The sequence below is a fragment of the Roseobacter sp. genome (assembly GCF_039970775.1).
In the GTDB taxonomy this organism is placed as follows: domain Bacteria; phylum Pseudomonadota; class Alphaproteobacteria; order Rhodobacterales; family Rhodobacteraceae; genus Roseobacter.
The window spans coordinates 13,952-37,760 of sequence record NZ_JBDVLG010000051.1 but is presented as its reverse complement, the minus strand read 5'-3'; the positions used below and the strand labels follow the sequence as shown (position 1 = coordinate 37,760).

General features: G+C 58.1%; 21 protein-coding genes. 8 read left to right on the top strand and 13 right to left on the bottom strand.

What is annotated here, in order from left to right:
- Positions 1-84: 84 nt before the first annotated feature.
- Together ABJH13_RS13055 and ABJH13_RS13050 are read right to left on the bottom strand one after the other, a co-directional pair.
- A complete protein-coding gene (locus ABJH13_RS13055) occupies positions 85-1,089 on the bottom strand; it encodes a cytochrome d ubiquinol oxidase subunit II (RefSeq protein ID WP_348406651.1) in 1,005 nt (334 codons plus the stop codon).
- A 3-nt stretch (positions 1,090-1,092) separates the two neighbouring features.
- Positions 1,093-2,481: a cytochrome ubiquinol oxidase subunit I gene (locus ABJH13_RS13050; protein WP_348406650.1), complete on the bottom strand. Its 1,389-nt coding sequence runs from the start codon at positions 2,479-2,481 to the stop codon at positions 1,093-1,095.
- A gap of 206 nt (positions 2,482-2,687) precedes the next feature.
- Between ABJH13_RS13050 and ABJH13_RS13045 the strand changes: the two genes are divergently transcribed.
- Complete coding sequence (locus ABJH13_RS13045; protein WP_348406649.1) at positions 2,688-3,437, top strand: sulfite exporter TauE/SafE family protein; 750 nt, start codon at positions 2,688-2,690, stop codon at positions 3,435-3,437.
- Between the two features lie 3 nt (positions 3,438-3,440).
- On the opposite strand, the gene ABJH13_RS13040 is transcribed toward ABJH13_RS13045, so the two are convergent.
- The 7 genes from ABJH13_RS13040 to ABJH13_RS13010 are packed head-to-tail and all read right to left on the bottom strand — an operon-like array spanning position 3,441 to position 11,125.
- Positions 3,441-4,586: an iron-containing alcohol dehydrogenase gene (locus ABJH13_RS13040; protein WP_348406648.1), complete on the bottom strand. Its 1,146-nt coding sequence runs from the start codon at positions 4,584-4,586 to the stop codon at positions 3,441-3,443.
- Between the two features lie 4 nt (positions 4,587-4,590).
- Complete coding sequence (locus ABJH13_RS13035; protein WP_348406647.1) at positions 4,591-5,964, bottom strand: aldehyde dehydrogenase family protein; 1,374 nt, start codon at positions 5,962-5,964, stop codon at positions 4,591-4,593.
- Positions 5,965-5,967: 3 nt separating this feature from the next.
- Positions 5,968-7,332, bottom strand: a complete 1,365-nt coding sequence (locus tag ABJH13_RS13030; protein WP_348406646.1) for a glutamine synthetase family protein — start codon at positions 7,330-7,332, stop codon at positions 5,968-5,970.
- Positions 7,333-7,390: 58 nt separating this feature from the next.
- Positions 7,391-8,425, bottom strand: a complete 1,035-nt coding sequence (locus ABJH13_RS13025) for a TRAP transporter substrate-binding protein (RefSeq protein WP_348406645.1) — start codon at positions 8,423-8,425, stop codon at positions 7,391-7,393.
- Positions 8,426-8,473: 48 nt separating this feature from the next.
- Positions 8,474-9,796, bottom strand: coding sequence for a TRAP transporter large permease subunit (locus tag ABJH13_RS13020; protein WP_348406644.1), 1,323 nt, complete (start codon positions 9,794-9,796; stop codon positions 8,474-8,476).
- Complete coding sequence (locus tag ABJH13_RS13015; protein ID WP_348406643.1) at positions 9,786-10,364, bottom strand: TRAP transporter small permease subunit; 579 nt, start codon at positions 10,362-10,364, stop codon at positions 9,786-9,788. Before ABJH13_RS13015 ends, ABJH13_RS13020 begins: the two co-directional genes overlap by 11 nt.
- A complete protein-coding gene (locus ABJH13_RS13010; RefSeq protein WP_348406642.1) occupies positions 10,361-11,125 on the bottom strand; it encodes an N-formylglutamate amidohydrolase in 765 nt (254 codons plus the stop codon). The genes ABJH13_RS13015 and ABJH13_RS13010 overlap by 4 nt, the downstream gene beginning before the upstream one ends.
- Before the next feature lie 119 nt (positions 11,126-11,244).
- Between ABJH13_RS13010 and ABJH13_RS13005 the strand changes: the two genes are divergently transcribed.
- Together ABJH13_RS13005 and ABJH13_RS13000 are read left to right on the top strand one after the other, a co-directional pair.
- Entirely contained in the window at positions 11,245-12,117 is an 873-nt protein-coding gene (locus tag ABJH13_RS13005) for a MurR/RpiR family transcriptional regulator (protein ID WP_348406641.1), read from the top strand.
- Positions 12,118-12,127: 10 nt separating this feature from the next.
- A complete protein-coding gene (locus ABJH13_RS13000; RefSeq protein ID WP_348406640.1) occupies positions 12,128-13,831 on the top strand; it encodes an AMP-binding protein in 1,704 nt (567 codons plus the stop codon).
- Here ABJH13_RS13000 and ABJH13_RS12995 read toward each other — a convergent pair.
- Genes ABJH13_RS12995 through ABJH13_RS12985 form a run of 3 tightly spaced genes read right to left on the bottom strand, consistent with a single transcriptional unit; the run spans position 13,828 to position 16,407 of the window.
- A complete protein-coding gene (locus tag ABJH13_RS12995) occupies positions 13,828-14,613 on the bottom strand; it encodes an ABC transporter permease (protein ID WP_348406639.1) in 786 nt (261 codons plus the stop codon). The genes ABJH13_RS13000 and ABJH13_RS12995 overlap by 4 nt on opposite strands.
- A 1-nt stretch (position 14,614) precedes the next feature.
- Positions 14,615-15,382, bottom strand: coding sequence for an ABC transporter ATP-binding protein (locus ABJH13_RS12990; RefSeq protein WP_348406638.1), 768 nt, complete (start codon positions 15,380-15,382; stop codon positions 14,615-14,617).
- A 5-nt stretch (positions 15,383-15,387) separates the two neighbouring features.
- Positions 15,388-16,407 (bottom strand): ABC transporter substrate-binding protein, encoded by a 1,020-nt coding sequence (locus ABJH13_RS12985; protein ID WP_348406637.1) that lies wholly within the window; start codon positions 16,405-16,407, stop codon positions 15,388-15,390.
- Positions 16,408-16,549: 142 nt separating this feature from the next.
- Here ABJH13_RS12985 and rpe point away from each other — a divergent pair, with 142 nt between their 5' ends.
- On the top strand, positions 16,550-17,239 hold the full coding sequence (rpe, locus tag ABJH13_RS12980; protein WP_348406636.1) for a ribulose-phosphate 3-epimerase: 690 nt from the start codon (positions 16,550-16,552) through the stop codon (positions 17,237-17,239).
- Positions 17,240-17,267: 28 nt separating this feature from the next.
- Here rpe and ABJH13_RS12975 read toward each other — a convergent pair whose 3' ends face one another.
- Entirely contained in the window at positions 17,268-17,753 is a 486-nt protein-coding gene (locus tag ABJH13_RS12975) for a class I SAM-dependent methyltransferase (RefSeq protein WP_348406635.1), read from the bottom strand.
- Between the two features lie 174 nt (positions 17,754-17,927).
- Here ABJH13_RS12975 and ABJH13_RS12970 point away from each other — a divergent pair, with 174 nt between their 5' ends.
- Genes ABJH13_RS12970 through ABJH13_RS12955 form a run of 4 tightly spaced genes read left to right on the top strand, consistent with a single transcriptional unit; the run spans position 17,928 to position 23,794 of the window.
- Entirely contained in the window at positions 17,928-19,697 is a 1,770-nt protein-coding gene (locus ABJH13_RS12970) for an ABC transporter ATP-binding protein (protein WP_348406810.1), read from the top strand.
- A complete protein-coding gene (locus tag ABJH13_RS12965) occupies positions 19,690-21,618 on the top strand; it encodes an ABC transporter substrate-binding protein (protein WP_348406634.1) in 1,929 nt (642 codons plus the stop codon). Before ABJH13_RS12970 ends, ABJH13_RS12965 begins: the two co-directional genes overlap by 8 nt.
- Positions 21,615-22,640 (top strand): ABC transporter permease, encoded by a 1,026-nt coding sequence (locus tag ABJH13_RS12960; RefSeq protein WP_348406633.1) that lies wholly within the window; start codon positions 21,615-21,617, stop codon positions 22,638-22,640. Before ABJH13_RS12965 ends, ABJH13_RS12960 begins: the two co-directional genes overlap by 4 nt.
- Positions 22,640-23,794: an ABC transporter permease gene (locus tag ABJH13_RS12955; RefSeq protein ID WP_348406632.1), complete on the top strand. Its 1,155-nt coding sequence runs from the start codon at positions 22,640-22,642 to the stop codon at positions 23,792-23,794. The genes ABJH13_RS12960 and ABJH13_RS12955 overlap by 1 nt, the downstream gene beginning before the upstream one ends.
- Positions 23,795-23,809 lie beyond the last annotated feature (15 nt).

Genomic DNA, 23,809 nt, shown 5'->3' with positions numbered 1-23,809 from the left:
GGGGCCTGCCTGCGGGTGTTTCACATTCAGGTCGGATGCTAAGTGCCTTCCCCCAAAAGGAGAAGGCCATTTTTGCGGTGGGGGTCAATCATACCGCAGTTCGGTCGCCTTGCCCCGGAAAATGTAGTATGACAACACCGTGTACCCCAAGATCGCCGGCAACACAAAAAGCGTGCCAATCAGGATGATAAACAGGCTTTCTGGGGCGGCGGCGGCATCATAGATGGTGATCTGTTCGGGCACCACATAGGGGTAAAACGAATACGCCATCCCCCCAAACGCCAGCGCAAACAGCGCCATCGCTGCCGCAAACGGCCCCCATGGCGCGCGGCCTTCGGGCAAACGGCGCAGGTGCCACCACACATAGGCCACCAACGACAACGACAAAATCGGCAGAGGCGACAGGTATAGAAATTCAGGCATGCTGAACCACTTGTCAAAGATCCGCGTGCTGACAAACGGTGTCGCCAGTGAAATCGCCAGCATCCCAAGGATCAGCCCCCAGATCCCGCCGCGCGCCCAGCCAACAGCACGCGCCTGCAACGGCCCGTCTGTTTTCGCGATCAACCACGCCGCGCCGATAAAACTATACCCGACGGTCAAAAACACCGACGTCAGCAGCGCAAACACCACATGTGGGAGCGTCCACGTCAGCCCCATAACATACATGCCCAACATGAACCCTTGGCTCATTGATGCCAGAAGCGACCCGGCGAAAAACGCAAAATTCCAACGTGGTTTTTGCGCAATGGGCGCCTTGGCGCGAAATTCAAACGACACTCCGCGCAGGATCAGCCCGACCAGCATTACAAAAACCGGCAGGTATAACGCCGTCAGGATCACCCCATGCGCGGGGGGAAAGGCCACCAGCAACAGCCCGATCGCCAAAACCAGCCATGTTTCGTTCGCATCCCAAAAGGGGCCGATCGACGCCACCAAACGGTCTTTTTCGCTGTCATCGGCCAGAGGCATCAGCAGCCCCACCCCCAGATCAAACCCATCCAAGATCACGTAGATCAGAATGGACAGCCCCATAAGGGCCGCAAAGCTCCACGGCAGCCAAATGGCCGGATCACCAAACACATCCATGTCTTATTCCCCCGGCCGCAATAGCGGCATATCGGTTTCACCCCGGCGCGGGTATTTCCGCGACGACAGCGGATCGCCGCGCGACGCTTTGCGCGCCAAATAGGTGATGACCGCGATATAGGCAAAGATCAGCGCCGCGTAGATCACCAGATAGCCGATCAACGTGCCCAAAACCATGCCTGCGGGCACATCGCCCACCGCGTCTTTGGTCGACAGAACGCCTTGCACCAACCACGGCTGGCGTCCAATTTCGGTGGTGTACCAACCCGCGAGCGTGGCGACCCAGCCGCTAAAGCTCATCGCGGCGAACCCATAAAGCGGCAACCGGGGCATGTCGCCCGCACCGTATCGCCGCAACAGCCACAGCCCTCCCCAAGACAGCGCCAACATCGCCATGCCCGTCCCCACCATGATGCGGAAACTAAAGAACACAGGCGCCACGCGCGGGTGCAGGACGGTACCGTCTTCGGCGACAAAATCGTTCAATCCGGGCACCACGCCGTCGGTCTTGTGTGTCAAAATCAGCGAGGCGCCATTGGGGATGCCGATCTCAAACCGGTTTTCGCGCGCGGCCTCGTCGGGGATCGCAAATAGCACCAATGGCACGTTGGGCCTCGTGTCCCAGTTGCCTTCCATCGCCGCAACTTTTGCAGGCTGGTGTTCCAGCGTGTTCAGCCCGTGGAAATCCCCCGCGACAATCTGCAACGGGATCAGCAACGCCGCCGTGACGATCCCAAACCGCAAGGTTGATTTCACGTTCTCGGCCCGGTCGCCCCACAGCAGCCGCAGCGCCGAAATACCCGCCACCAAAAAGGCCACCGTCAGCCCCGAGGCCAGCACCATATGCACCAATCGGTACGGCATCGACGGGTTAAAAATGATGTCCCACCAGTTGGTTGCAAACACAACGCCATCGCGCAGTTCAAACCCTTGCGGCGTGTGCATCCACGAATTCAGCACGATGATCCAGAAGGTCGACATCGTTGTACCGAAGGCCACCAAAAACGTGGCCAGCGTGTGCACCCAAGGTTTGACCCGCGAGGCCCCAAACAACATGATCCCTAAAAACACCGCCTCTAGAAAGAACGCGGTCATGACTTCGTAGGCCAACAAGGGCCCCGCAACATTGCCGACGGTTTCCATAAATCCGGGCCAGTTTGTGCCGAACTGAAAAGACATTGTGATGCCCGACACAACACCCATCGCAAAGGACAAGGCAAAGACCTTGACCCAAAACATATAGGCATCCATCCATTTTTGGTCTCCGGTCGCGTTGAAACGCAGTTTGAAGAACAAAAGCACCCACCCCAAAGCAATCGTGATCGTCGGAAACAAAATATGGAACGAAATATTCGCGCCAAACTGAATGCGAGACAATAACAACGTGTCCATCGGTCTACCCTCGGCAATTTTTGCGCACACATCGCGCTTCACTGACTGGTAAATAATACGACCACCCTCAACGTCAGGCCCCGTGCGACGAAACGCAACAGGCGTCTGTTGCAAACGGGCGCTGCCTGTCGTCATTGACACCACGTCAATTTGGGGTGACGGTCCCGAAAATTGCCCTGCGCGCACTCACGATTGGACGGCCATCCTTGGATTATTTGACGTTGTTTTATGTGGCAGGCGCCGCGTTTCTTTTTGCGGGCGCGGTCAAAGGGTTGGCCGGGATTGGCATGCCAACAGCCGCAATTGCGTTGATGACGCTGGTGCTGGACCCACGCACGGCGATTGCGCTGGTGCTGTTTCCGATGTTGGGCTCAAACGCGTGGCAGGTCCTGCGGGCGGGTCAGCTGTGGCGAACGGTGCGCCGTTACCGCGTCTTTGCAGTGGTGTTGTTTGTTGGCGTCGCCTCGACAGTCTTCGCCACGCAAGACACAGGCGACCGCGCCCTGCTGGCGATTTTGGGGGCCGTTATTTTGTTTTTTGTGGTGATGTCTTGGCGCGGCTTGGTGCCACCGCTGGCCGCCAAATATGACCGTCATGCGCAAATCGGGTTTGGCGTTCTGGCAGGTGTTGTGGGCGGCATGACGGCCGGTTGGGGGGCCCCTATCGCGATGTATTTGGCGACAAAACAGGTGGACAAAGACGAGTTCGTGCGTGCCACTGGTTTTCTGATTTTCGTAGGCAGCCTGCCCCTGTGCGTGACGTATATTCAGCTGGGGTTCATGACGGGGCCGCTTGCCGGTGTTTCTATCGCGATGCTGATCCCAACGCTGATCGGCTTTACTCTGGGCGAAAAAGTGCGGAACCGGCTGTCCGGAACCGGGTTCCGAACAGCGATTTTAGTGGTGTTTGCCGTAATGGGGATCAACCTGATCCGCCGGGCGATCTGGTACGTGTGACGTCTAGAAACACGCCTCCAACAGGTCTGTAGTGTTCTTTACGGTCATCTTGACAGGGTTCCCCCCAACGCTGGGGTCCTGCAAAGCAGATGCTACAAGCGCGTCAATATTGGGGTCTTTTACACCGAGATCGGTCAGATTCTTGGGAATATTCAACTTTTGGTTCAATTCCCCCACAAACGCGTGGAACCCGTCAAACCCGCCCGAGATGCTGAGGTAGTTCGCGGCGCGCGCAAGGTGTTTGCGCACCTTGGGGCGGTTAAACATCAACACTTGCTGCATCACGACGGCGTTGGTTGTGCCGTGGTGGGTGTGGTGGACCGCGCCAATCGGATGAGACAACGCATGGATCGCGCCCAGTCCCTTTTGAAACGCCGTGGCCCCCATCGCGGCCGCCGACATCATATGCGCCCGTGCCACCAGATTTGTGCCATCTTCATAGGCCAACAAAAGGTTGTCCTTGACCAGCCGCATACCTTCCAAAGCCATCCCCTGAGACATCGGATGGTAGTGCGGCGAACAATACGCCTCGAGGCAATGGGCGAATGCATCCATGCCCGTCCCTGCCGTAATCATGGGCGGCATGCCCACGGTCAATTCAGGGTCGCAGATCACAACTGCCGGCAGAATTTTGGGGTGGAAAATGATCTTTTTCTCGTGGGTTTCGGAATTGGTGATGACACTTGCGCGCCCCACTTCTGATCCGGTGCCTGCCGTGGTCGGCACCGCCACGATGGGCGCTATCGCATCTGGATCCGCGCGCGACCACCAGTCGTCGATATCTTCGAAATCCCACAAAGGCCGGGTTTGCCCTGCCATAAAGGCGATCACCTTGCCAAGGTCCAACCCCGAACCGCCGCCAAAAGCCACCACACCGTCATGCCCACCTTCGCGGTAGATGCGCACGCCTTCTGCGGCATTGATTTCGGTGGGGTTTGGGTCAACGTCAGAAAACATCGCACGGCCCAAACCGGCTACGGTCAGCAGTTCCAACGTATTTTGTGTAATCGGCAGGTCCGCCAACCCTTTGTCAGTGACCAAGAGAGGTTTGGTGATGCCAGCCGCCGCGCAGGCCTCGGCAATTTCGGATATGCGTCCGGCACCGAAACGGATTGCGGTGGGGTAGGACCAGTTTGCTGTCAACGTCATCGGATCAGGCCTTTTTCAGGTGGTATGATTTGGGGCGTGTCAGATTGTGATATCCAATGACCGACAGCCCGCCGCCCCGGCCCGTATCCTTGCACCCCGTCCAGCACAAGCCCGGATCAAGGTAATCGGCACGGTTCATGAACACGGTCCCGGTTTCGAGCGCATCGCCAATGGCCTCGGCACGCGCAGCATCCGCTGTCCAGACGGACGCAGTCAGGCCAAAGTCGCTGTCGTTCATCAGGCGGATCGCTTCGGCGTCGTCGCGTACAGGCATGATGCCCACAACCGGGCCAAAGCTTTCCTCGCGCATCACACGCATGGAATGATCCACATCAACCAAGATCTGCGGCATCAGATAGGCACCGCCGTCCTGCGGGAACAATGCTGGATCAATCAACGCCTTAGCGCCCGCAGCGACAGCCTCGGCGGTTTGGGCACGCACCTCATCAGCGAACCGCGCCTGTGCCATCGGGCCCAACGTTGTCTCCGCGTCCAGCGGATTGCCAAGCTTGTACGATTCTACGATCGAGACGGCTTTATCCACAAACCGGTCGAACAACGCCTCGGCGACATAAATCCGTTCGATCCCACAGCAGCACTGCCCAGAATTGAACATCGCACCATCAATCAAGGTTTCGGCGGCCGCATCAACATCTGCGTCATCGGTCACATATCCGGGGTCTTTGCCGCCCAATTCCAGCCCCAACCCGGTGAATGTGCCTTGTGCAGCGGCTTCCATCGCCTTGCCGCCGCCAACGGACCCAGTGAAATTCACAAACCCAAAAGCCCGGTCAGCGATCAGTGCCGAAGTCGTTTGATGGTCAAGAAACACATTCTGAAACACCTCTTCGGGGATACCTGCCGCATGGAACGCCCGCGCCATCCCTTCGCCCACCAAAGGGGTTTGGCTGGCGTGTTTCAACATCACCGCATTGCCCGCGATCAACGCTGGCGCCACGGTGTTAATCGCTGTCATATATGGATAATTCCACGGTGCGACCACCAACACCACACCATGTGGCACACGCTTGATCACTCGTTTAAACGCAGCGCTGTCCTCAACCTCAAGAGGGGCCAGCGCCTCTTGGGCCAACTGCGCCATATGGGTTGCGCGTTCCTCGAACCCGCCAAATTCGCCGCCATAGCGCACCGGACGCCCCATCTGCCAGGCCAGTTCCGGTACGATGTCGTCGTTCATCGCGCCCACATTGGCGACACCGGCCGAGACCAGATCGATCCGGTCTTGCAAAGGGCGCTCGGCCCAGGCCAGTTGCGCCGCTTTGGCTTTGGCAACCGCTTCGGCGGCCTCAAATTCGGTCAACACGGCGCGGCTGACATAGGTCGACCCGTCGATGGGCGAAATACAAGTGATCGTCATGGCTTATGCCCTTTCAAAGCCGCGCGCGATTTCCCAATCGGTCACGGCGCGGTCAAATTCTTCCTGCTCCCATTCGGCGCAGCGGGTGTAGTGGTCAATAACATCGTCACCCATCGCCGCACGCAACATCGCCGACCCGCGCAGGGTTTCGGTCGCAGCACGCAAGGTTTGGGGAATGTCTGCGGCTTTGGCGTCTTCATAAACGTCGCCGGTGGTGGGCCGTGCCAGATCCATCTTGTCTTCGACGCCCTTGATCCCCGCCGCCAACATCGCGGCCTGCGCCAGATAAGGGTTCAGATCCGACCCACCGATGCGGCATTCGACCCGCACACCTTTGGTGCCATCACCACACAAACGGAACCCAGCGGTGCGATTGTCGACAGACCATACGGTCTTGGTGGGCGCGAATGTCCCCTTGGAAAACCGTTTGTAACTGTTCACATAAGGGGCCAAAAAGAACGTGTAATCAGGCGCATAGGCGATCAGACCCGCCATATAGTGTCGCATCAGTTCCGACATGCCCAAATCACCCGACGCATCGTAAAACGCAGGCGTATCGCCCTGCCACAACGATTGATGCACGTGGCTGGAACTGCCGACTTTGTCCGCCGCCCATTTGGGTAAGAAACTCGCCGCACGGCCTTGTTGCCACGCGATTTCTTTGATCGCATGCTTCGCGATTGAATGGTTATCAGCACAATCCAGCGCCGCAGCATAGCGGATGTTCAGCTCTTCCTGACCGGTCTCGGCCTCGCCCTTGCTGTTCTCGATCGGAATACCTGCAGCATAAAGATGATTGCGCAGGGGGCGCATGACCGCCTCTTCTTTGGTGGTCTGCAAAATGTTGTAATCTTCGTTATACCCGCTGATCGGCGTCAGATCACGGAACTCGCTTTTGCGGATCTCATCATAGCTCTGCTCGAACAGGAAAAATTCCAGTTCTGTCGCCATCTTAGGCGTCAAACCTAAAGCCTCTAGCCGGGCAATCTGCTTTTTCAAAATCGCGCGCGGATCATGTGGAACCGGCGCATGGGTGCGATGATCCAAGATGTCACACAACACCATCGCGGTGCCCTCCAACCACGGCATCGGCCGGATCGTCGTCAGGTCGGGTTGCATGACGTAATCGCCATAGCCCGATTGCCACGATGTGCTGGCATACCCATCGGGCGTCGCCATTTCGAGGTCCGTGGCCAGCAAATAGTTGCAACAGTGCGTTTCCGCATGGGAATGGTCGATAAAATTCGCCGCATGGAAACGTTTGCCCATCAAACGGCCCTGCATATCCACAAAACAGGCCAGCACCGTATCGATACTGCCCTCTGCAACCTGCGATTTCAGTTGCTCAAAACTCAACGTGCCAGCCATGAGGTGTTGTTCCATCCTGATGTAGGTTGGGGGCGACCCGTGCCGCCCCCAAAATGTGTTAACCGTAGCGGTAGGGCCGTCCAGCCTTGACCATGTCGGCATTGTATTTCTTAAAGATATCAACGACCTTCGCCTTGGTCTCGGATTCAGCGGCGATTTCGTCCCAGAATTTCAGGGCCGCGTCTTCGACCTGCTGCCATTCTTCATCAGGGATCGTCGTCAGCTGCATTTTGGAGCCGTTCACACGCAGGTTGGCCTCGCCACCCCAATACCACCACTGACGGTAATAATGCGACTGATCCATGCAAACCTTCAGCAGTTCTTTCAGGTCGTCAGGCAGCGCATTGTAGCTTTCCATGTTTGCAAAGAACGACCCTGCCCAAGCGCCCGAGATGTTGTTTGTCAGGAAATAGTTGGTCACGTCTGCCCAGCCAACGGTGTAGTCTTCGGTGATGCCCGACCACGCGATACCGTCCAGTTCGCCGGTTTGCATCGCCACTTCGATATCTTCCCATGGCAAGGTCACAGGTACGACACCGAATTGCGTCAGGAACCGACCCGCCGTGGGGAAGGTGAAGACGCGTTTGCCTTTAAGGTCCGCCAAGCTGTTGATCGGGTCTTTGGTCGCAAAATGGCACGGATCCCACGCGCCGGCGCTGATGTGTTTGACGCCAACTTTGGAATATTCTTCGTCCCAGATCTCGTTCAGGCCGTATTGGTTGAACAGCACCGGCACATCGAGGCTATAGCGCGATGCGAATGGGAAATAGCCGCCAAACACGGTGACATCGGTGGGCGATGCCATGCTGTCGTCATCCGATTGCACCGCGTCGATGGTGCCGTTTTGCATGGCCCGGAACAATTCGCCGGTGGGCACCAGCTGGTCCGCAAAGAACAGTTCGATCTGCATGCGGTCGCCCGCGATCTTGTTAAAGCTGTCGATCGCCGGTTTGATCACGTGTTCGGCCAGCGACGAGCCCGCATAGGTCTGCATCCGCCAGCGAATGGTCGATTGTGCCAGCGCCGGGGCGGCCAGCGGGGCGGCGGCGGCACCCACCGCAGCTGTGGTGATAAACTTACGTCTGGTTGTCATGGTCTTACTCCTTGTGGGGTTGAACGCCCCGTCTCGTCGGGGTCTTGGTTATTTTCCGTATACGTATTCTGGCAGCCAAAGGGCGATCTGCGGGAAGGTCATGATCAGTGCAAGACACCCCAGCATCACTATAACAAACGGCAAGATAGATCCGTAGATGTCTTTCATCGTGATCTCGGGGGGGGCCATCGCGCGCATCAAAAACAGGTTATATCCGAACGGCGGCGTCATATAAGCGATCTGCGTGGTGATGGTATAAAGCACCCCGTACCAGATCAGATCAAACCCAAGGGCGGCCACCAAGGGCACGTACAGCGGCGCGACAATCACCAGCATCGCTGTGTCATCCAGAAAGGTACCCATGATCAGAAATGACAGCTGCATCAAGATCAGGATCATCCAGGGGTTCAAGCCCAGCTGGTCCGTAAACAACTGATCTATCGCTTTAACCGCACCCAAACCGTCGAAAACCGCACCAAACCCGAGGGCGGCGAGAATTATCCACATAAACATGCAAGAAATCGCCAGCGTCTGCCGAACCGACGTTTCAAACACCGCTTTGGTCATGCGGCCCTTCAGAACGGCCGCGGCAAGCGCCGTCAACGCCCCAATCGCCGAGCTTTCGACCAGCGACGTCCAACCGTTCACAAACGGCACCATCATCGCCATGAAAATCCCGATGGGCAGCAGGCCCGCGCTTAGTAGGCGTATTTTCTCGGCCGTTGACACCGTGCGTTCTTCGAGCGGCAAAACTGGGCCCAAGCTGGGGTTCGCCTTGCAGCGCAGGTAGATATATAGAATGAACGCCGCCGCCATCATCAGCCCCGGCACCACGCCCGCCAACCACAACTGCCCCACAGGTTGCCGCGCGATCATCGCATAGAGCACCAGCACCACCGACGGCGGCACCAAAATACCCAAGGACGACCCCGCCTGGATCACCCCTGTGACCATCCGTTTATCGTACCCCCGGCGCAGCAATTCCGGCAGCGCGATAGTGGCACCAATGGCCATGCCCGCCACGCTGAGACCGTTCATCGCGGACACCAGCACCATCAACCCGATCGTCCCGATCGCCAGCCCGCCCGACACCGGGCCCATCCAGACGTGAAACATCTTGTACAGGTCGTCGGCGATCTTGCTTTCTGACAGCACGTAGCCCATGAAAATAAACATCGGCAGCGTCAGCAGCGGGTACCATTTCATCAGCTTCATCGCGCTGGAAAACGGGATATTCACGCCGCCCGGCGTCCACAGTAGCAACGCGGCGATCGCGGCCACCCCGCCGATGGCGCCAAACACCCGCTGGCCGGTCATCAGCATCAGCATCATAGACGCGAACATCAAGATCGCGATCAGTTCATACGACATCAAGATCAACCTCGCGCAGAGTCGCAATATCCTTGATCAACTCGGATATCGCCTGCAGCAACATGAGAAAAAAGCCCACGATCATCACCGCTTTGACGGGCCATATATAGGGGCGCCACGCCGTGCTTGACCGTTCCAGCCGGCCGATCTCTTCGCTGCCCGTGAGCAGCCCCGCGAAATAGGCGACGGGCTCTTTGCCCCAATAACCCAGCGAATAGGCGGTGGATCCCAACGCGCCATAGAGCAGCACGCCCAAATAAAAGATCAACAACAGCACGGTAAACGCATCAAACCACGCCTTTTTGCGCACGCTCCATTCGTGATAAAACAGATCCATCCGCACATTCGCGCCCAGTTGCATCGCATAAGGCCCGCCGGTAATATAATAAGCAACCATGGCGAATTGCGCCATTTCCAGCGTCCACAGCGTGGGCAAAAAGAACGTCTTGGAGACCGACGACCACAGCAAAATCGCCATCATCACAAAGATACCGTACATCATGATCCGGCCCAGCCGGTAGTTCACGGCATCCACCCAACGCACGTAAAATCCGGCGATGCGTGTCATAGTGTGGCCTCTAGTATTTGGATGCTTTCGCACAGCCAACCCGACAGCATCTGCGCCATGCCAGCCTGCGCCTGCGGTGTGGCGATAAGATCGTTGCGGACCTCTAGCATGACGTTGGGTATGCCCCGGTCCAGCCCGTGTAATTTCAGCGTGTGGGTCACCCCGTCTTGCGGCGCGTAGGGCGCGTTGCGTTGGGTGACCAACCCGGTGTGACGTTTCGTGCACGCCAGCATTGCGTCAGCCAAACGTGTGTCATCGTCGTGCAAAATACCGATCTGCACCGCGCGCTGCTGTCCCTTGAACACCGGCGTGAAACTATGCATCGTCACCAAAATCTGGGCGTCCGCGGCATCCATCGTCTGGCGCACTGCGGCCTCAAATGGCACATAATACTGAGCGGCACGGGCCGCGCGCGCGTCATCGCTAAGGCCAATATTACCGGGAATATCACGGCCTTCGCTGCTGTCAGGCATCGCCGAGGGGGCCTCGGGCGGGCGGTTGCAATCGTAGATCAGACGCGACACCGCCCCCGCAACCAAAGGCGCATCCAACTGTTGCGACATCCCGCGCGCCACCGCCACCGCACCCGGATCCCACGCGGCGTGGCCACGTTGCATGTCGGCGGTCAGCCCCAAATGGTCAAATTCCGGCGGAAAAACATGGCTAGCATGTTCGCACACCAACACAATGCCCGACGCGCCGCGCGGGTGCACAACCTGCACCACCGCGTCACCGTGTGAATTTGCGTTTTGATCCGACATTCGACCCCCGTTTGAAACAAATCTCTTGCCGGATCGAGATTCTGTCAACAGAATAATGAAACGATCTTTTCAGTTTGCTACCCGCTGTAATAAAAAACGTCAATATAAAGGCACCGCCCGTGGATGACACCACCCTAACCATCGCAGACCGCATTCAAGCGCGCCTCGACAGCCTGACCCGCGCCGAACGGCAACTGGCAGATGCAATCTTGGCGAACTACCCGGCGTCGGGTTTGGGGCCTATTTCGTCGTTGGCCCGTGATGCAGATGTATCCACACCCACCGTCGCGCGCATGGTGCAAAAACTGGGGTTCAAGGGTTACCCCGACTTTCAGGCAGACCTGCGCGAAGAGCTCAAAGCGCAAGTCAGCAGCCCCATCGCCAAACATGACACCTGGGCCGAAGGCGCACCACAAAGCCACATGCTCAATCGGTTCACCGAGGCCGTGATCGACAACATCCGCCATTCTTTGGGGCAAATCGACACCGGCGATTTCGATACCGCCTGCGCGCAGCTGGCTGACCCCACATCCCGGCTGCATATTGTGGGCGGTCGCATCACCCACACGATGGCCGAATACCTGTATCTGCACATGCAGATGATCCGCCCGAATGTGACCCATATTCAATCCACATCCAACGCGTGGCCCCATTACCTGCTGGATGTGCAAACCGGTGATACCTTTGTTATTTTCGACGTGCGGCGGTACGAAAGCAACACGCTGAAACTAGCCGAAATGGCCCGTGACCGGGGCGCGCGGATTATTCTGTTTACCGATCAATGGCGCTCGCCGGTGCATCAAATGGCCGATATCTGTTTTTCCAGCAGGATCGTGGTGCCATCCGCATGGGATTCTGCCGCGACCACGCTGTTGTTGGTCGAAACCCTGATCGCAGCGGTGCAGGATCTGTCGTGGGACAGCACAAAGACGCGGATGCAGACGTTGGAAGACATGTTCGATCAGACCAAATTGTTCCGCAAATTCACCTGAAGGGGCCGCAATGACAGCGCACAACAGACGACCCCGTGGCGGTATTTCGCATGTCATTGGCGACCAGTCCGCCCCATTGTTGAACATGACCCTGCCCGCGATGTTGGCCCAAACCACCGCGCGGTGGCCGGGCCGTCTGGCCGCGATTTTCTGCGCCCAAGACATCCGGTGGACCTACCAAGATTTCAGCCGCGCGGTCGACCAATTGGCCAGCGGGTTGCTGAGCTTGGGTATCACGCCCGGCGACCGGGTCGGGATCTGGGCCCCCAACCGCGCCGAATGGCTGCTGACCCAATTCGCAACGGCCCGTATCGGTGCCATACTGGTCTGCATCAACCCCGCCTACCGCACCTCCGAGCTTGAATACGCATTGAACGCAGTGGGTTGCAGTACACTGATCACGGCGCGGGCGTTTAAATCATCTGATTACACCGGCATGTTGCGCGCGCTGGCGCCCGAATTGGGGCGCACTGCAGGCCCTTTGTGCGCACAGCGGTTGCCCCATCTGCGCCATGTGGTGGTGATGGGTGATGATATCCCCCCCGGCATGCATCGCTTTGATACGATTTGTAAATCTGGCACTGCCACCACTGCGCAGCTTGATGCGATCACCGCCCGGTTAGACCCGCACGATGTGATCAACATCCAATTCACATCCGGCACCACCGGCAGCCCCAAAGGCGCCAGCCTCACCCATCACAACATCCTCAACAACGCCCGCTTTGTCAGCGATGCTATGGACTTCACACAGGCCGACCGGCTGTGTATTCCGGTGCCCTTTTACCACTGTTTCGGCATGGTCATGGGCACGTTGGGCTGCGTGACCAAAGGGGCCGCCATGGTTATTCCCGGCGAAGGGTTTGCCCCCCGTGAGACCCTGCAAGCCGTCGCCGACCACCGCTGCACGGCCCTGTTTGGCGTGCCGACCATGTTCGTGACCGAATTGGCGTTGCCTGATTTCGACACCTTCGACCTGAGCAGCCTGCGCACCGGCATTATGGCCGGCGCCCCCTGCCCGCGCGCGGTCATGAAACAGGTGCAATCGCAGATGCATATGTCTGGCGTAACCATCGCCTACGGCATGACCGAAACCTCGCCTGTCTCGTTTCAAAGCAACGTGGATGATCCGTTGGATCAACGCGTGTCATCGGTGGGCCGCATTCATCCGCATGTCGAAGTTCGGCTGGTCGATCAGCACGGCCAAATCGTTCCGGTTGGGCATCAAGGTCAGCTGCTAACGCGCGGATATTCGGTGATGAAAGGCTATTGGGGCGCACAGGCGCAAACCACAGGTAGCATCGACGCCGACGGCTGGATGCACACCGGCGATCTGGCCGTTCTGGACGCCGACGGCTATTGCAGTATCACCGGGCGCGTCAAGGATATGATCCTGCGCGGCGGTGAAAACATCTACCCCCGCGAGATCGAAGAGTTCCTATATACCCACCCCGATATCGCTCAAGCGCAGGTGTTTGGCGTTCCCGATGACACGCTGGGCGAATGCGTCTGCGCGTGGATCGTGCTGCAGGACACCGCGACCGCCACGGCTGACGACATCCGTCTGTTTTGCAAAGATAATATCGCGCATTTCAAGGTGCCCACCCACGTTTGCCTAAAAACCGAACTGCCGATGACCGTCACCGGCAAGCCGCAGAAATTTATCATGCGTGATCAAATGGTTGCAGATCTGCGCGGGGATAGCGGCGAGGTCTAGTTGCGCCAGCGTAAGACGCGCCGTTCAATCGCGCCGATCGCGGCACTCACGATCACGCCCAAGATAGATAGAATAGTGACCCCTGCAAAGAGCCGCTCAAGATCATACAGCGCGCCGGCCTCCAGGATATAGGCACCGATGCCGTATTCCGCACCCAGCATTTCCGCCGCGACCAACAAGATGATCGCGATGGCCAGGCTGATCCGGAGCCCCGCCAGAATGCCCGGCATCGCTCCGGGCAACACAATTTTGCGCACGATGCTGAACCAGCTGAGCCCAAAGCTTTGCCCCATGCGGATCAGTGTCCTATCGACATTATCCACAGCGGCATACGTCGCCACCACTGTCGGGGTAAAGGTGCCAAACGCGATCAACGCGTATTTGCTGCCTTCATCGATCCCGAACCAGATGACAAACAACGGCAGCAGCGCGATTTTGGGAATGGGGAAGATCGCGGCCACCAAAGGCACCAAACCTGCACGCACAAAAGAGAACAATCCGATCAAGAAACCCACAGCGATCCCGATAGACGCGCCCATCGCCGCGCCCACAAGCAACCGCATCAACGACGGCAGGATATGTTGAAAGAGCAACCCTGACTGGTAAAGCTCTGCAAAGGTTTGCAAAACATCGCTGGGGCGCGGCAAAGTCAGCGCCGAGATGACCCCTGTGCGCGTCCCCCATTCCGCTCCTAAAATGAGCACGACAAAGATGCAAACCCCAACGAAACGGCGTCTTTGAGGTGCGAACCCCCCCCCCCTAAAGGCAACATTTGTGGTCATGTTATCCCCCGACAAGCTCTGCGTCTGCGGCGGCAGCTTCGGCGCGCATCGCGTCCCATAAATGCGCTTGTTGCGCATCCAGATCCCTATCGCCATGGGTCCGGTCTGCCAGTGGTTTATCCAATTCAACGATCTCTCGGATCTGGCCGGGTCGGCGTGATAGCACGACGATCCGGTGCCCCAGGCGCACGGCCTCCGCCAGATTATGTGTGACATAAACCGCTGTAAACGGGGCGGTTGTCCACAGGTTGACCAAATCTTCCATCAGCAATTCGCGGGTCTGGCTGTCCAGCGCAGACAGTGGTTCATCCATCAGCATCACGGCTGGTTTCACCACCAAGGCCCGTGCAATCGCCACACGTTGTTTCATTCCCCCCGACAGTTGGCGCGGCAAGGCATCGGCAAAATCCGTCAACCGCGTGCGGGCCAAGACATCTGCCACCATGGCCCGCGCATCCGCCTGAGCAATCGGGTGATCTTCCAAAACAAGCGATACATTTCCCGCCACCGTGCGCCATGGCAGCAGTGCAAAGTCCTGAAAGATATAGGTCAGCGGGTTCAGGCACCCCACCGGGGCTGCACCCTGTTGGATCACCTGCCCTTGGTCTGGCTGTTCCAACCCGCCCATCATCCGCAACAACGTAGATTTGCCGCATCCGGACGGCCCAACGATACAGACTATCTGACCGTCGGGGATATCCAGATCGATGCCGCGCAGCACCTCGCGGTCAGCGTAGCTGTGGTTGATCCCACGCAACTGCAGTTCCATCGTGATTAACTGCCAACCGTGTCAACAAACGACGTGTCGAGCAATGTCGTCAGGGCGATATTTTCATCGACCAACCCGCGCGATTGAAACCATTCCAACTGGTCGCGCACAGATGTCACGTTCAACGCGGCCCCTTCGTTCAGGCGCATGGTGCCGTTGATAATCGATGGTGCGGCTTTGGCACGCGTCCGGTCCGTGTAGACGTATTTGTGGATGAGGTTGACCATCGCATCGACGCCACCTTGGCCCTGATCTTGGGCGATCATCGCTGCGTTATAATCCGCCACGCCTTGCGCGTAGGCTGCCAGGTAGTCATTGGTCATCTGGCGGTCTTGGGCTGCATGTTTGGCCGAGGTAAACACAGTCGTTACTTGGTAGTTGGGCAAATAGTCAGCCACATCGCCAATGATATGCACCGCCCCAGAGGCCGCCAACGGTTTCGCAATATGCGGCACGATAGACCATGCATCGATCTGCCCGGATTTCAGCGCGCCAATGATGGCACCCACTTTTTGTAGTGCCCGGAACGACATTGAAATGCCCTCGGAAACGGCGATCTTAGACCCCATATAATGGAACGACGACCCCGCGGTTGTCATCCCGAACTGTTTGCCATTCAGCGCGGCAGGTGAGGTCAGGCCATCGCGAAACGCCGCATCACTGACCAAGATCTTTTGACCGTCGATCCCGTTTTCTTCGGATAACGCGCCGCCAATCACCTTGATCGCGCCCTTGTCGGCCAGCGACACAAGACCGCCAGATATCGCGGTAATCGCGTAATCCACGTCACCGCTGGCGATCGCGACAGCCATGGGTTGCGCCGCCTGAAAGAACTTCAATTCAACATCAAGGCCCGCTTGCGCAAAATAATCCCGCTCAAACGCCACAAATGTGCCGGAATGGCTGGTGAACCGCAACGCCCCCACGGTGATTTTGCGCCCCGTTGCATAAGCTGGTGCGGCCAACCCCAAAGCCGTTGCAGCCCCCAGAACGCCCAATGCGCCACGACGATTGAACTGTGTCATCTTGGTCTCCCCCCCATATGATAGTGTTCTCCCTAACGTTTACCCAACCTAACGCTGACCGCAAGCACCGATGCCACTTGCTTCGCAGCTCTTTGCACCGTTATATCACGCCCGATTCCACCCCATAACCAAAGGTCGCCCCATGCCCTTCGATCGCTCGATCAAGATTGCCCCGTCCATCCTCGCCGCCGATTTTGCGAATTTTGGGGCCGAATGCGCGGCCATCGAAGCCCAAGGCGCCGATTGGGTGCATGTCGATGTCATGGACGGGCATTTCGTGCCTAACATTACCTTTGGCCCGGCCACCTGCGCTGCCATCCGCCCGCACATCAAAGGCGTGATGGATGTGCATCTGATGATCGCGCCGGTCGACCCCTATATTGACGCCTTTGCCCAAGCGGGGGCCGATGTGATCACCGCCCACATAGAAGCCGGCCCTCATATTCACCGCACGGTGCAGGCCATCCGGGGCGCGGGCGCCATGGCAGGCGTTGCATTGAACCCCGGCACCCCGGCCAGCGCGGTGTCGGAATTGCTCGACAGTGTTGATCTGATCTGTGTGATGACGGTGAACCCCGGCTTTGGCGGGCAAAAATTCATCGACATGACCGCGAAAATCCAACAGTTGCGCGCCATGATCGGCGACCGCCCCATTCATATCGAAATTGACGGCGGCGTGGACCCAACCACCGCACCTATCGTTGCCAAGGCGGGGGCTGATGTGTTGGTCGCAGGGTCGGCGGTGTTTCGGGGTGGGTCAGTCAGCAACCCCGCACCCTACGGCGACAACATCCGCGCCATCCGCGCCGCCGCAGTGGGCACCTACACCTGATCACCACCAGGTGCGGTCCACCCCCAACTCACCGACGGTAGATAAAGCACCGCCCCGGCACCGCATCTGCGGGCAATGGCAGCTCTTCGAGGTCCTCAAAATACATCCGGTCGCTGGATACCATCAGCCCATCGGGGGCCAGCAAGGGCGCGATCAACGGCGACACTTTGCGCGCGAAAACATCGTTCTTTTGCGCATTGTGCCCGCCCAGATCCGCATGGATCAGCCGCGCGGTCGCCCCGAACTGCGCCAAGGCCTGCGGCAGCGTGTCAAACACATCGCCCAACAGCACACGGTCTTCGGGGGGCGTGCTGTCGGGGTGTGACGCCACTGCGCGTTCAAACACGTGAATGTCGCGCGGGGGCAAGATACTGCACATGTGGTGATAGGTGCGCCCGTTGCCGAGTCCCAATTCAAACACCGGCCCCGCAATTGACGCGGTCAGCTGTGCGGCATGATTGAGGCACGCCCGTTGCGACACCATACGGGCAATAAAGAGATCAAGGCGGCTCATATGCAGTTCCTTTGCAAAATATTCATATTCTGATGCCTCTTCTTGTTAGGAAATGGTAGCACAAAGGCGTTCACGCATCTGTGTGCTGGACGCGCGCAGTGAAATCGCGTTGACTGCGCAGACGGGACGACAACGTTTAGGACGCATGGCAAACACTGGAAAGACAATCACGTGGTGAAACCACTGTTGCAAGTGCGCGACCTGAGCATTGGCTTTGGCACGGCAAAGCCCGTCGTGCGAGATGTCAGCTTTGAGGTCATGCCCGGTGAAACGCTGGCGCTTGTGGGCGAAAGCGGGTCAGGCAAAACGCTGACGTGCCGGTCGGTCTTGCGCATTTTACCCGCCGCTGCACGCATCGACAGCGGGGTTATTCAGTTTAACTGCGGCGGCCACAGTCGCGACCTACTGACCGAAACGCGGCGCAACATTCGGGGCATCCGCGGCAATCAGATCTCGATGATTTTCCAAGAACCCATGCGGTCGCTGTCGCCGCTGCACCGGTTGGGCGACCAAGTGGCCGAAGTGCTGCGATTGCACCGCAACATGCGCCCGGCTGCGGCCAAGGCCTGCGTGCTGGAAACCTTTGAACGGGTTGGGTTTCCCGACCCTGCGCGCGTCTGGCGGTCTTATCCGTTTGAAATGTCGGGCGGCATGCGGCAACGGGCGATGATCGCGATGGCGATGGTGGCCAAGCCCGAATTGCTGATCGCAGATGAACCCACAACCGCGCTGGATGTGACCACACAGGCGCAGGTTTTGGGGCTGATCAAAGACCTGCAAAAAGAAACCGGCATGGCCGTGATCTTGGTGACCCATGATCTGGGCGTGGTCGCCAATATGGCCGAACAGGTCGTGGTGATGAACAAGGGCCGCGTGATGGAACGCGGGCCTGCGCCTGCGGTTTTGGGTGCGCCCGCACACGGCTATACCAAAAAGCTATTTGCCGCGGCACCGGTTATCCCACAGGTCGCGGCACCAGCGCGCCCTGAAACAGCCGAAGATCTGATTTTGGATCTGCGCGATGTGTGCAAAACCTACACAATGCGCGCCGGCGGTTGGAGCAAACCGATGGCCGTGACCGCCTGCCACAAGGTGAACCTGTCTTTGCAGCGTGGCAAAACACTGGCCGTGGTTGGTGAAAGCGGGTCCGGCAAGACCACCTGCGCACGCATGGCCTTGGGCGCAGAGCTGCCCGACGACGGCGGGCAGGTTCTCTTTCGGCCCCAAAAGGACGGCGACCCTATAAAAATCCACGCCATGTCATCCGCCGACCGGATCCAGTTTCAACGGCAGGCGCAGATGGTGTTCCAAGACCCCTATTCATCGCTGTCGCCGCGCATGCGTATTGGGCAGGCGTTAACCGAACCCATGGATATCCACGCCATTGGCACCCGCACCGACCGGCGCGAAAAAGCGGCGGAAATGTTGCGGTGGGTCGGGCTCGACCCGTCCATGCTCAGCCGCTACCCCCACGCGTTTTCGGGCGGCCAACGCCAGCGGTTGTCGATCGCACGGGCCTTGACGTTGGACCCTGTGTTGTTGGTCTGCGATGAACCGACGTCCGCGTTGGATGTGTCGGTGCAAGAACAGATCCTGACGTTGCTCGAAGACATTCGCGACCGTATGGGGTTAAGCTATCTGTTCATCAGCCACGACCTGGCGGTGGTGGCCCGTATCGCCGATGAGGTCGCCGTCATGCGCCAAGGCGTGATCGTCGAGCAAGCCCCCCCAGACACGTTGTTTTACAACCCACGTCACCCCTACACCCGTGCATTGATCGCCGCCCAGCCTGAGCCAGACGTCAACCGGCCGATTGATCTAAATCTGGTGGCCAAAGGCGCTGGAAAGCCATCCAATTGGCCCGAAGCCTTTCGATTTGATGGCACCTCAGCCCCCGCTCTGATAGAGCTGGAACCCGGTCACAAGGTCCGTTGCCATGTTTAAATATGCCCTTCTCGCGTTGGTTTTAACCGGTTTTGCCGCGCACGCGGATGTGCCCACGCCCACGCCTACCCCACAGGAAAGCTCGTTTTGGGACAGCGAAGTGAACAGTGGGATCGTCCCGCCAGTGATGGACCGTTTGCCATCAGAACCCCTGATCGTGGATCTGCCCGCCAAGGGGCGCGCATACGGCAAACAGGGGGGCACGTTGCGTACGCTGGTGTCGCGGTCAAAAGATGTGCGCCAGATGGTCGTTTACGGCTATGCGCGACTGGTGGGCTACGACCAGAACTACAAAATGTACGCCGATATTTTACGGGATATAGATGTCGAAGACGGGCGTAAATTCACCCTTCATTTGCGCAAAGGGCATCGGTGGTCGGATGGGCACCCCTTTACCTCTGCCGATTTTGAATACTACTGGACCCAGGTCGCTCAGAACGCAGAGCTGAGCCCCGCAGGCCCGCCACAAAACATGATCGTCGATGGCACGCTTGCGGATATGCAGTTTCCCGATGCGCATACGGTTGTCATCGAATGGCCCCGGCCAAATCCGCAATTCTTGCAACTTTTGGCGCAGGCCAGCCCGTTTTTCATCTACCGCCCAGCCCATTATCTCAAGCAGTTTCATGCCGATTTTACCGACCCCAAGACCCTCAGACGCGCGATCAAAAAGGCGCGTGTGCGGACATGGGCCGCGTTGCACAACGACCGCGACAACATGTATAAATTCGACAATCCCGACCTGCCAACATTGCAGCCGTGGATGAATGCGTCGGGCACCAAATCCAGCCGCCATATCTTTGTGCGCAACCCTTATTACCACCGCATCGACGCGCGGGGCGTGCAATTGCCCTACATCGATGTGGTAGAAATGACCGTGGTCGGGGGCGGGTTGATCGCCGCCAAAGCCAATGCCGGAGAGGTCGATCTGCAGGCGCGCGGGCTGAATTTCCCTGATATTTCCATCCTGAAAAAGGGTGAAAAAGATGGCGCGGGTTACCGGACCTTGCTGTGGGCGAATGGCGCGGCAAACCAGATCACGATCTATCCAAACCTAAATTTCGCCGACCCAGTCTGGCGCAAAGTGATGCGCGATGTCCGGTTCCGCCGAGCGCTTAGCCTTGGGATTGATCGGCGTATGATCAACCGCGCGCTGTATTTCGGGCTGGCTAAAGAGGGCGGCATGACGGCGCTGGCCAAGAGCCCCCTGTTTGATCCTGCAAACCTGTCCAAGTGGTCGATCTACTTCCCCACCAAGGCCAACGCGCTACTAGACGAAATGGGCCTGACAGAGCGCACCCCCGCGGGCATCCGCAAACTGCCCGACGGCCGACCGATGGAATTTGTGATCGAGACTGCCGGCGAACGCCAAGAGGTCGAAAACGCGTTGGCCATCGTCACCGATACGTGGCGTGAATTGGGCATCAAACTGATCATGCGCCCGCTTGACCGTGATATTCTACGCAATCGCGTGTATTCGGGGCTCAGCATGTCTGCCGTTTGGTTTGGGTGGGACAATGGTCTGCCACAGGCCTACACCCCGCCAGAATATCTGGCCCCCACGCATCAGGAATTCTTTGCCTGGCCCAAATGGGGGCAATACTATCAGACCGGCGGCGAGGTCGGCGAGGCCCCTGATATGCCCGCTGCACAGCGCCTGATGCAACTCAGCCACGACTGGGATCGCACCGATGACACCGAAGAACGCACTGTGATCTGGCGAGAAATGCTGGCGATTCATGCCCAACATCAATTTGGCATTGGCATCCTATCAGAAGCGCCACAACCGATTGTTGTTTCCGACAGACTGCGCAACGTGCCCGAACAGGCCAAATGGGCGTGGGACCCCGGCGCGCATTTCGGCATCCACCGCATCGACGAATTCTATTATGACGCACCGTTCCAGCAGCAAAGCCAATGATGTTTTTACGCTACGCCATTTACCGGTTGATCACGATGTTGCTGACCCTTTGGGTGGTCTCGATCCTGATCTTTGCCATCATCAACCTGCCGCCGGGCGACTACCTGTCTAACCAGATCGCAGAATTGCGTGCCACCGGTCAGGCAGAAGGTATCGCCAAGGCCGAATTTTTGCGCACCGAATATGCGCTGGATCGCCCAATTTGGCAGCAATACCTGATCTGGGTGGGCATGGCGCCGGGACCCCAAGGGTGGTTTGGGTTGATCCAAGGCAATTTTGGCTGGTCCTTCGAATTCGACCAACCGGTCTCAGAAATCGTAGGCGATGCGCTGTGGTTGACGGTATTGGTAAACCTTGCGGCGGTTTTGTTTGTCTATCTGGTGGCCTTACCTTTGGGGGTGATCGCGGCGGCAAAATCAGAAACCTGGGTTGATTATACCGCGGCGTTTGTCGGGTACTTGGGGCTGGCGACGCCAAACTTCTTGCTGGCGTTGATGTTGTTTTACTACGGCAACAAGTACTTTGACCTGCCTATCGGGGGCTTGATGTCCCCCCAGTTCGAGGGCGAGCCTATGTCGTGGGGCAAAGTGCAATCCATCCTTGTGCATCTCATCGTGCCCACCTTTGTGATCGGCACATCAGGGGCCGCCGCGATGATGCAACGCCTGCGCGCCAACATGTTGGACGAGCTAAGCAAACCCTACGTTGAAACCGCCAAGGCCAAGGGGCTCGCCCCAACGAAATTACTGGCAAAATACCCACTGCGCATGGCGTTTAACCCCTTTGTCGCAGATATCGGCAACCTGCTGCCCGCCATGATTTCGGGGTCTGTTTTGGTGTCGGTGGTGCTGGGGCTGCAGACAATCGGGCCTGCGTTGCTGACCGCGCTGAAATCGCAAGATCAGTTCTTGGCCGGGTTTATATTGATGTTCGTTGCGTTGCTCACGCTGATCGGCACTATGATCTCTGATCTGCTGTTGGTCTTGCTCGATCCACGCATCCGGTACGGGGCACGCGGCTGATGAAAAACGACCCCGATGGCCGCTATGTCGACGAAACGCCATGGTCGGATGATGCCGACTTATCTGCACTCGAACGTTCAGATATGGATGCGCCCAACTGGGTGCTGGTGTGGCGCAAATTCAAACGCCACAAACTGGGCCTGATCTCGGGATTGTTCCTGTTGATCAGCTATCTGATGCTGCCAATCGCAGGGTTCATCGCGCCCTACACCCCTAATGAACGCAGCTCCGAGTATCTTTACGCGCCGCCGCAATCTATCAAACTATGGCACAACGGCACGTTCATCGGCCCATTTGTCTACCCCACAGTGGCCACTGCCGATCTGGTCGACTACCGCTGGACCTACGAGACCGATACCACGCGCCCCATGCCACTGCAGTTTTTCTGCGACGGAGACCGCTATAATCTGTTTGGGTTCATCCCCTCTGACACGCATCTTTTTTGTGCACCCGAAGGGGCCACCGTGTTCCTGTGGGGCTCCGACCGGTTGGGCCGCGATGTCTTCAGCCGTATCTTTTACGGCGCGCAATTGTCATTGACCGTCGGGTTGATCGGCATCTCTGTGTCCTTTGTCCTTGGCATCTTTTTTGGATCCATTGCGGGGTATTTTGGTGGCAAAACAGACTGGATCATCAACCGCGCCATCGAAATCCTGCGGTCGTTGCCAGAACTCCCCTTGTGGTTGGCGCTGTCGGCCGCAGTGCCCTCCAACTGGGGGCCGGTGGCCGTGTTTTTCATCATCTCGATCATCCTCGGCATCCTAGATTGGCCCGGCTTGGCCCGTGCCGTCCGCAGCAAATTCCTGTCGCTGCGCGAAGAGGAATATGTCAAAGCCGCCGAAATGATGGGCGCCAAACCCGGCCGGGTGATCCGCAGGCACTTGTTGCCCAATTTCATGTCGCACCTGATCGCCAGCGCGACCTTGTCAATTCCTGCAATGATCTTGGGAGAAACCGCGCTTAGCTTTTTAGGCTTGGGCCTGCGCGCACCTGCTGTCAGCTGGGGCGTGATGCTGAATGACGCGCAAAACCTCGCCAGCATCGAGATCTACCCATGGACAGCAATCCCGATGCTGCCCATTATTTTTGTGGTTTTGGCGTTCAACTTTCTGGGTGACGGGCTGCGCGCGTCGCTGGATCCGTACAAGGGCTAGGCTACCCTTCGCCCC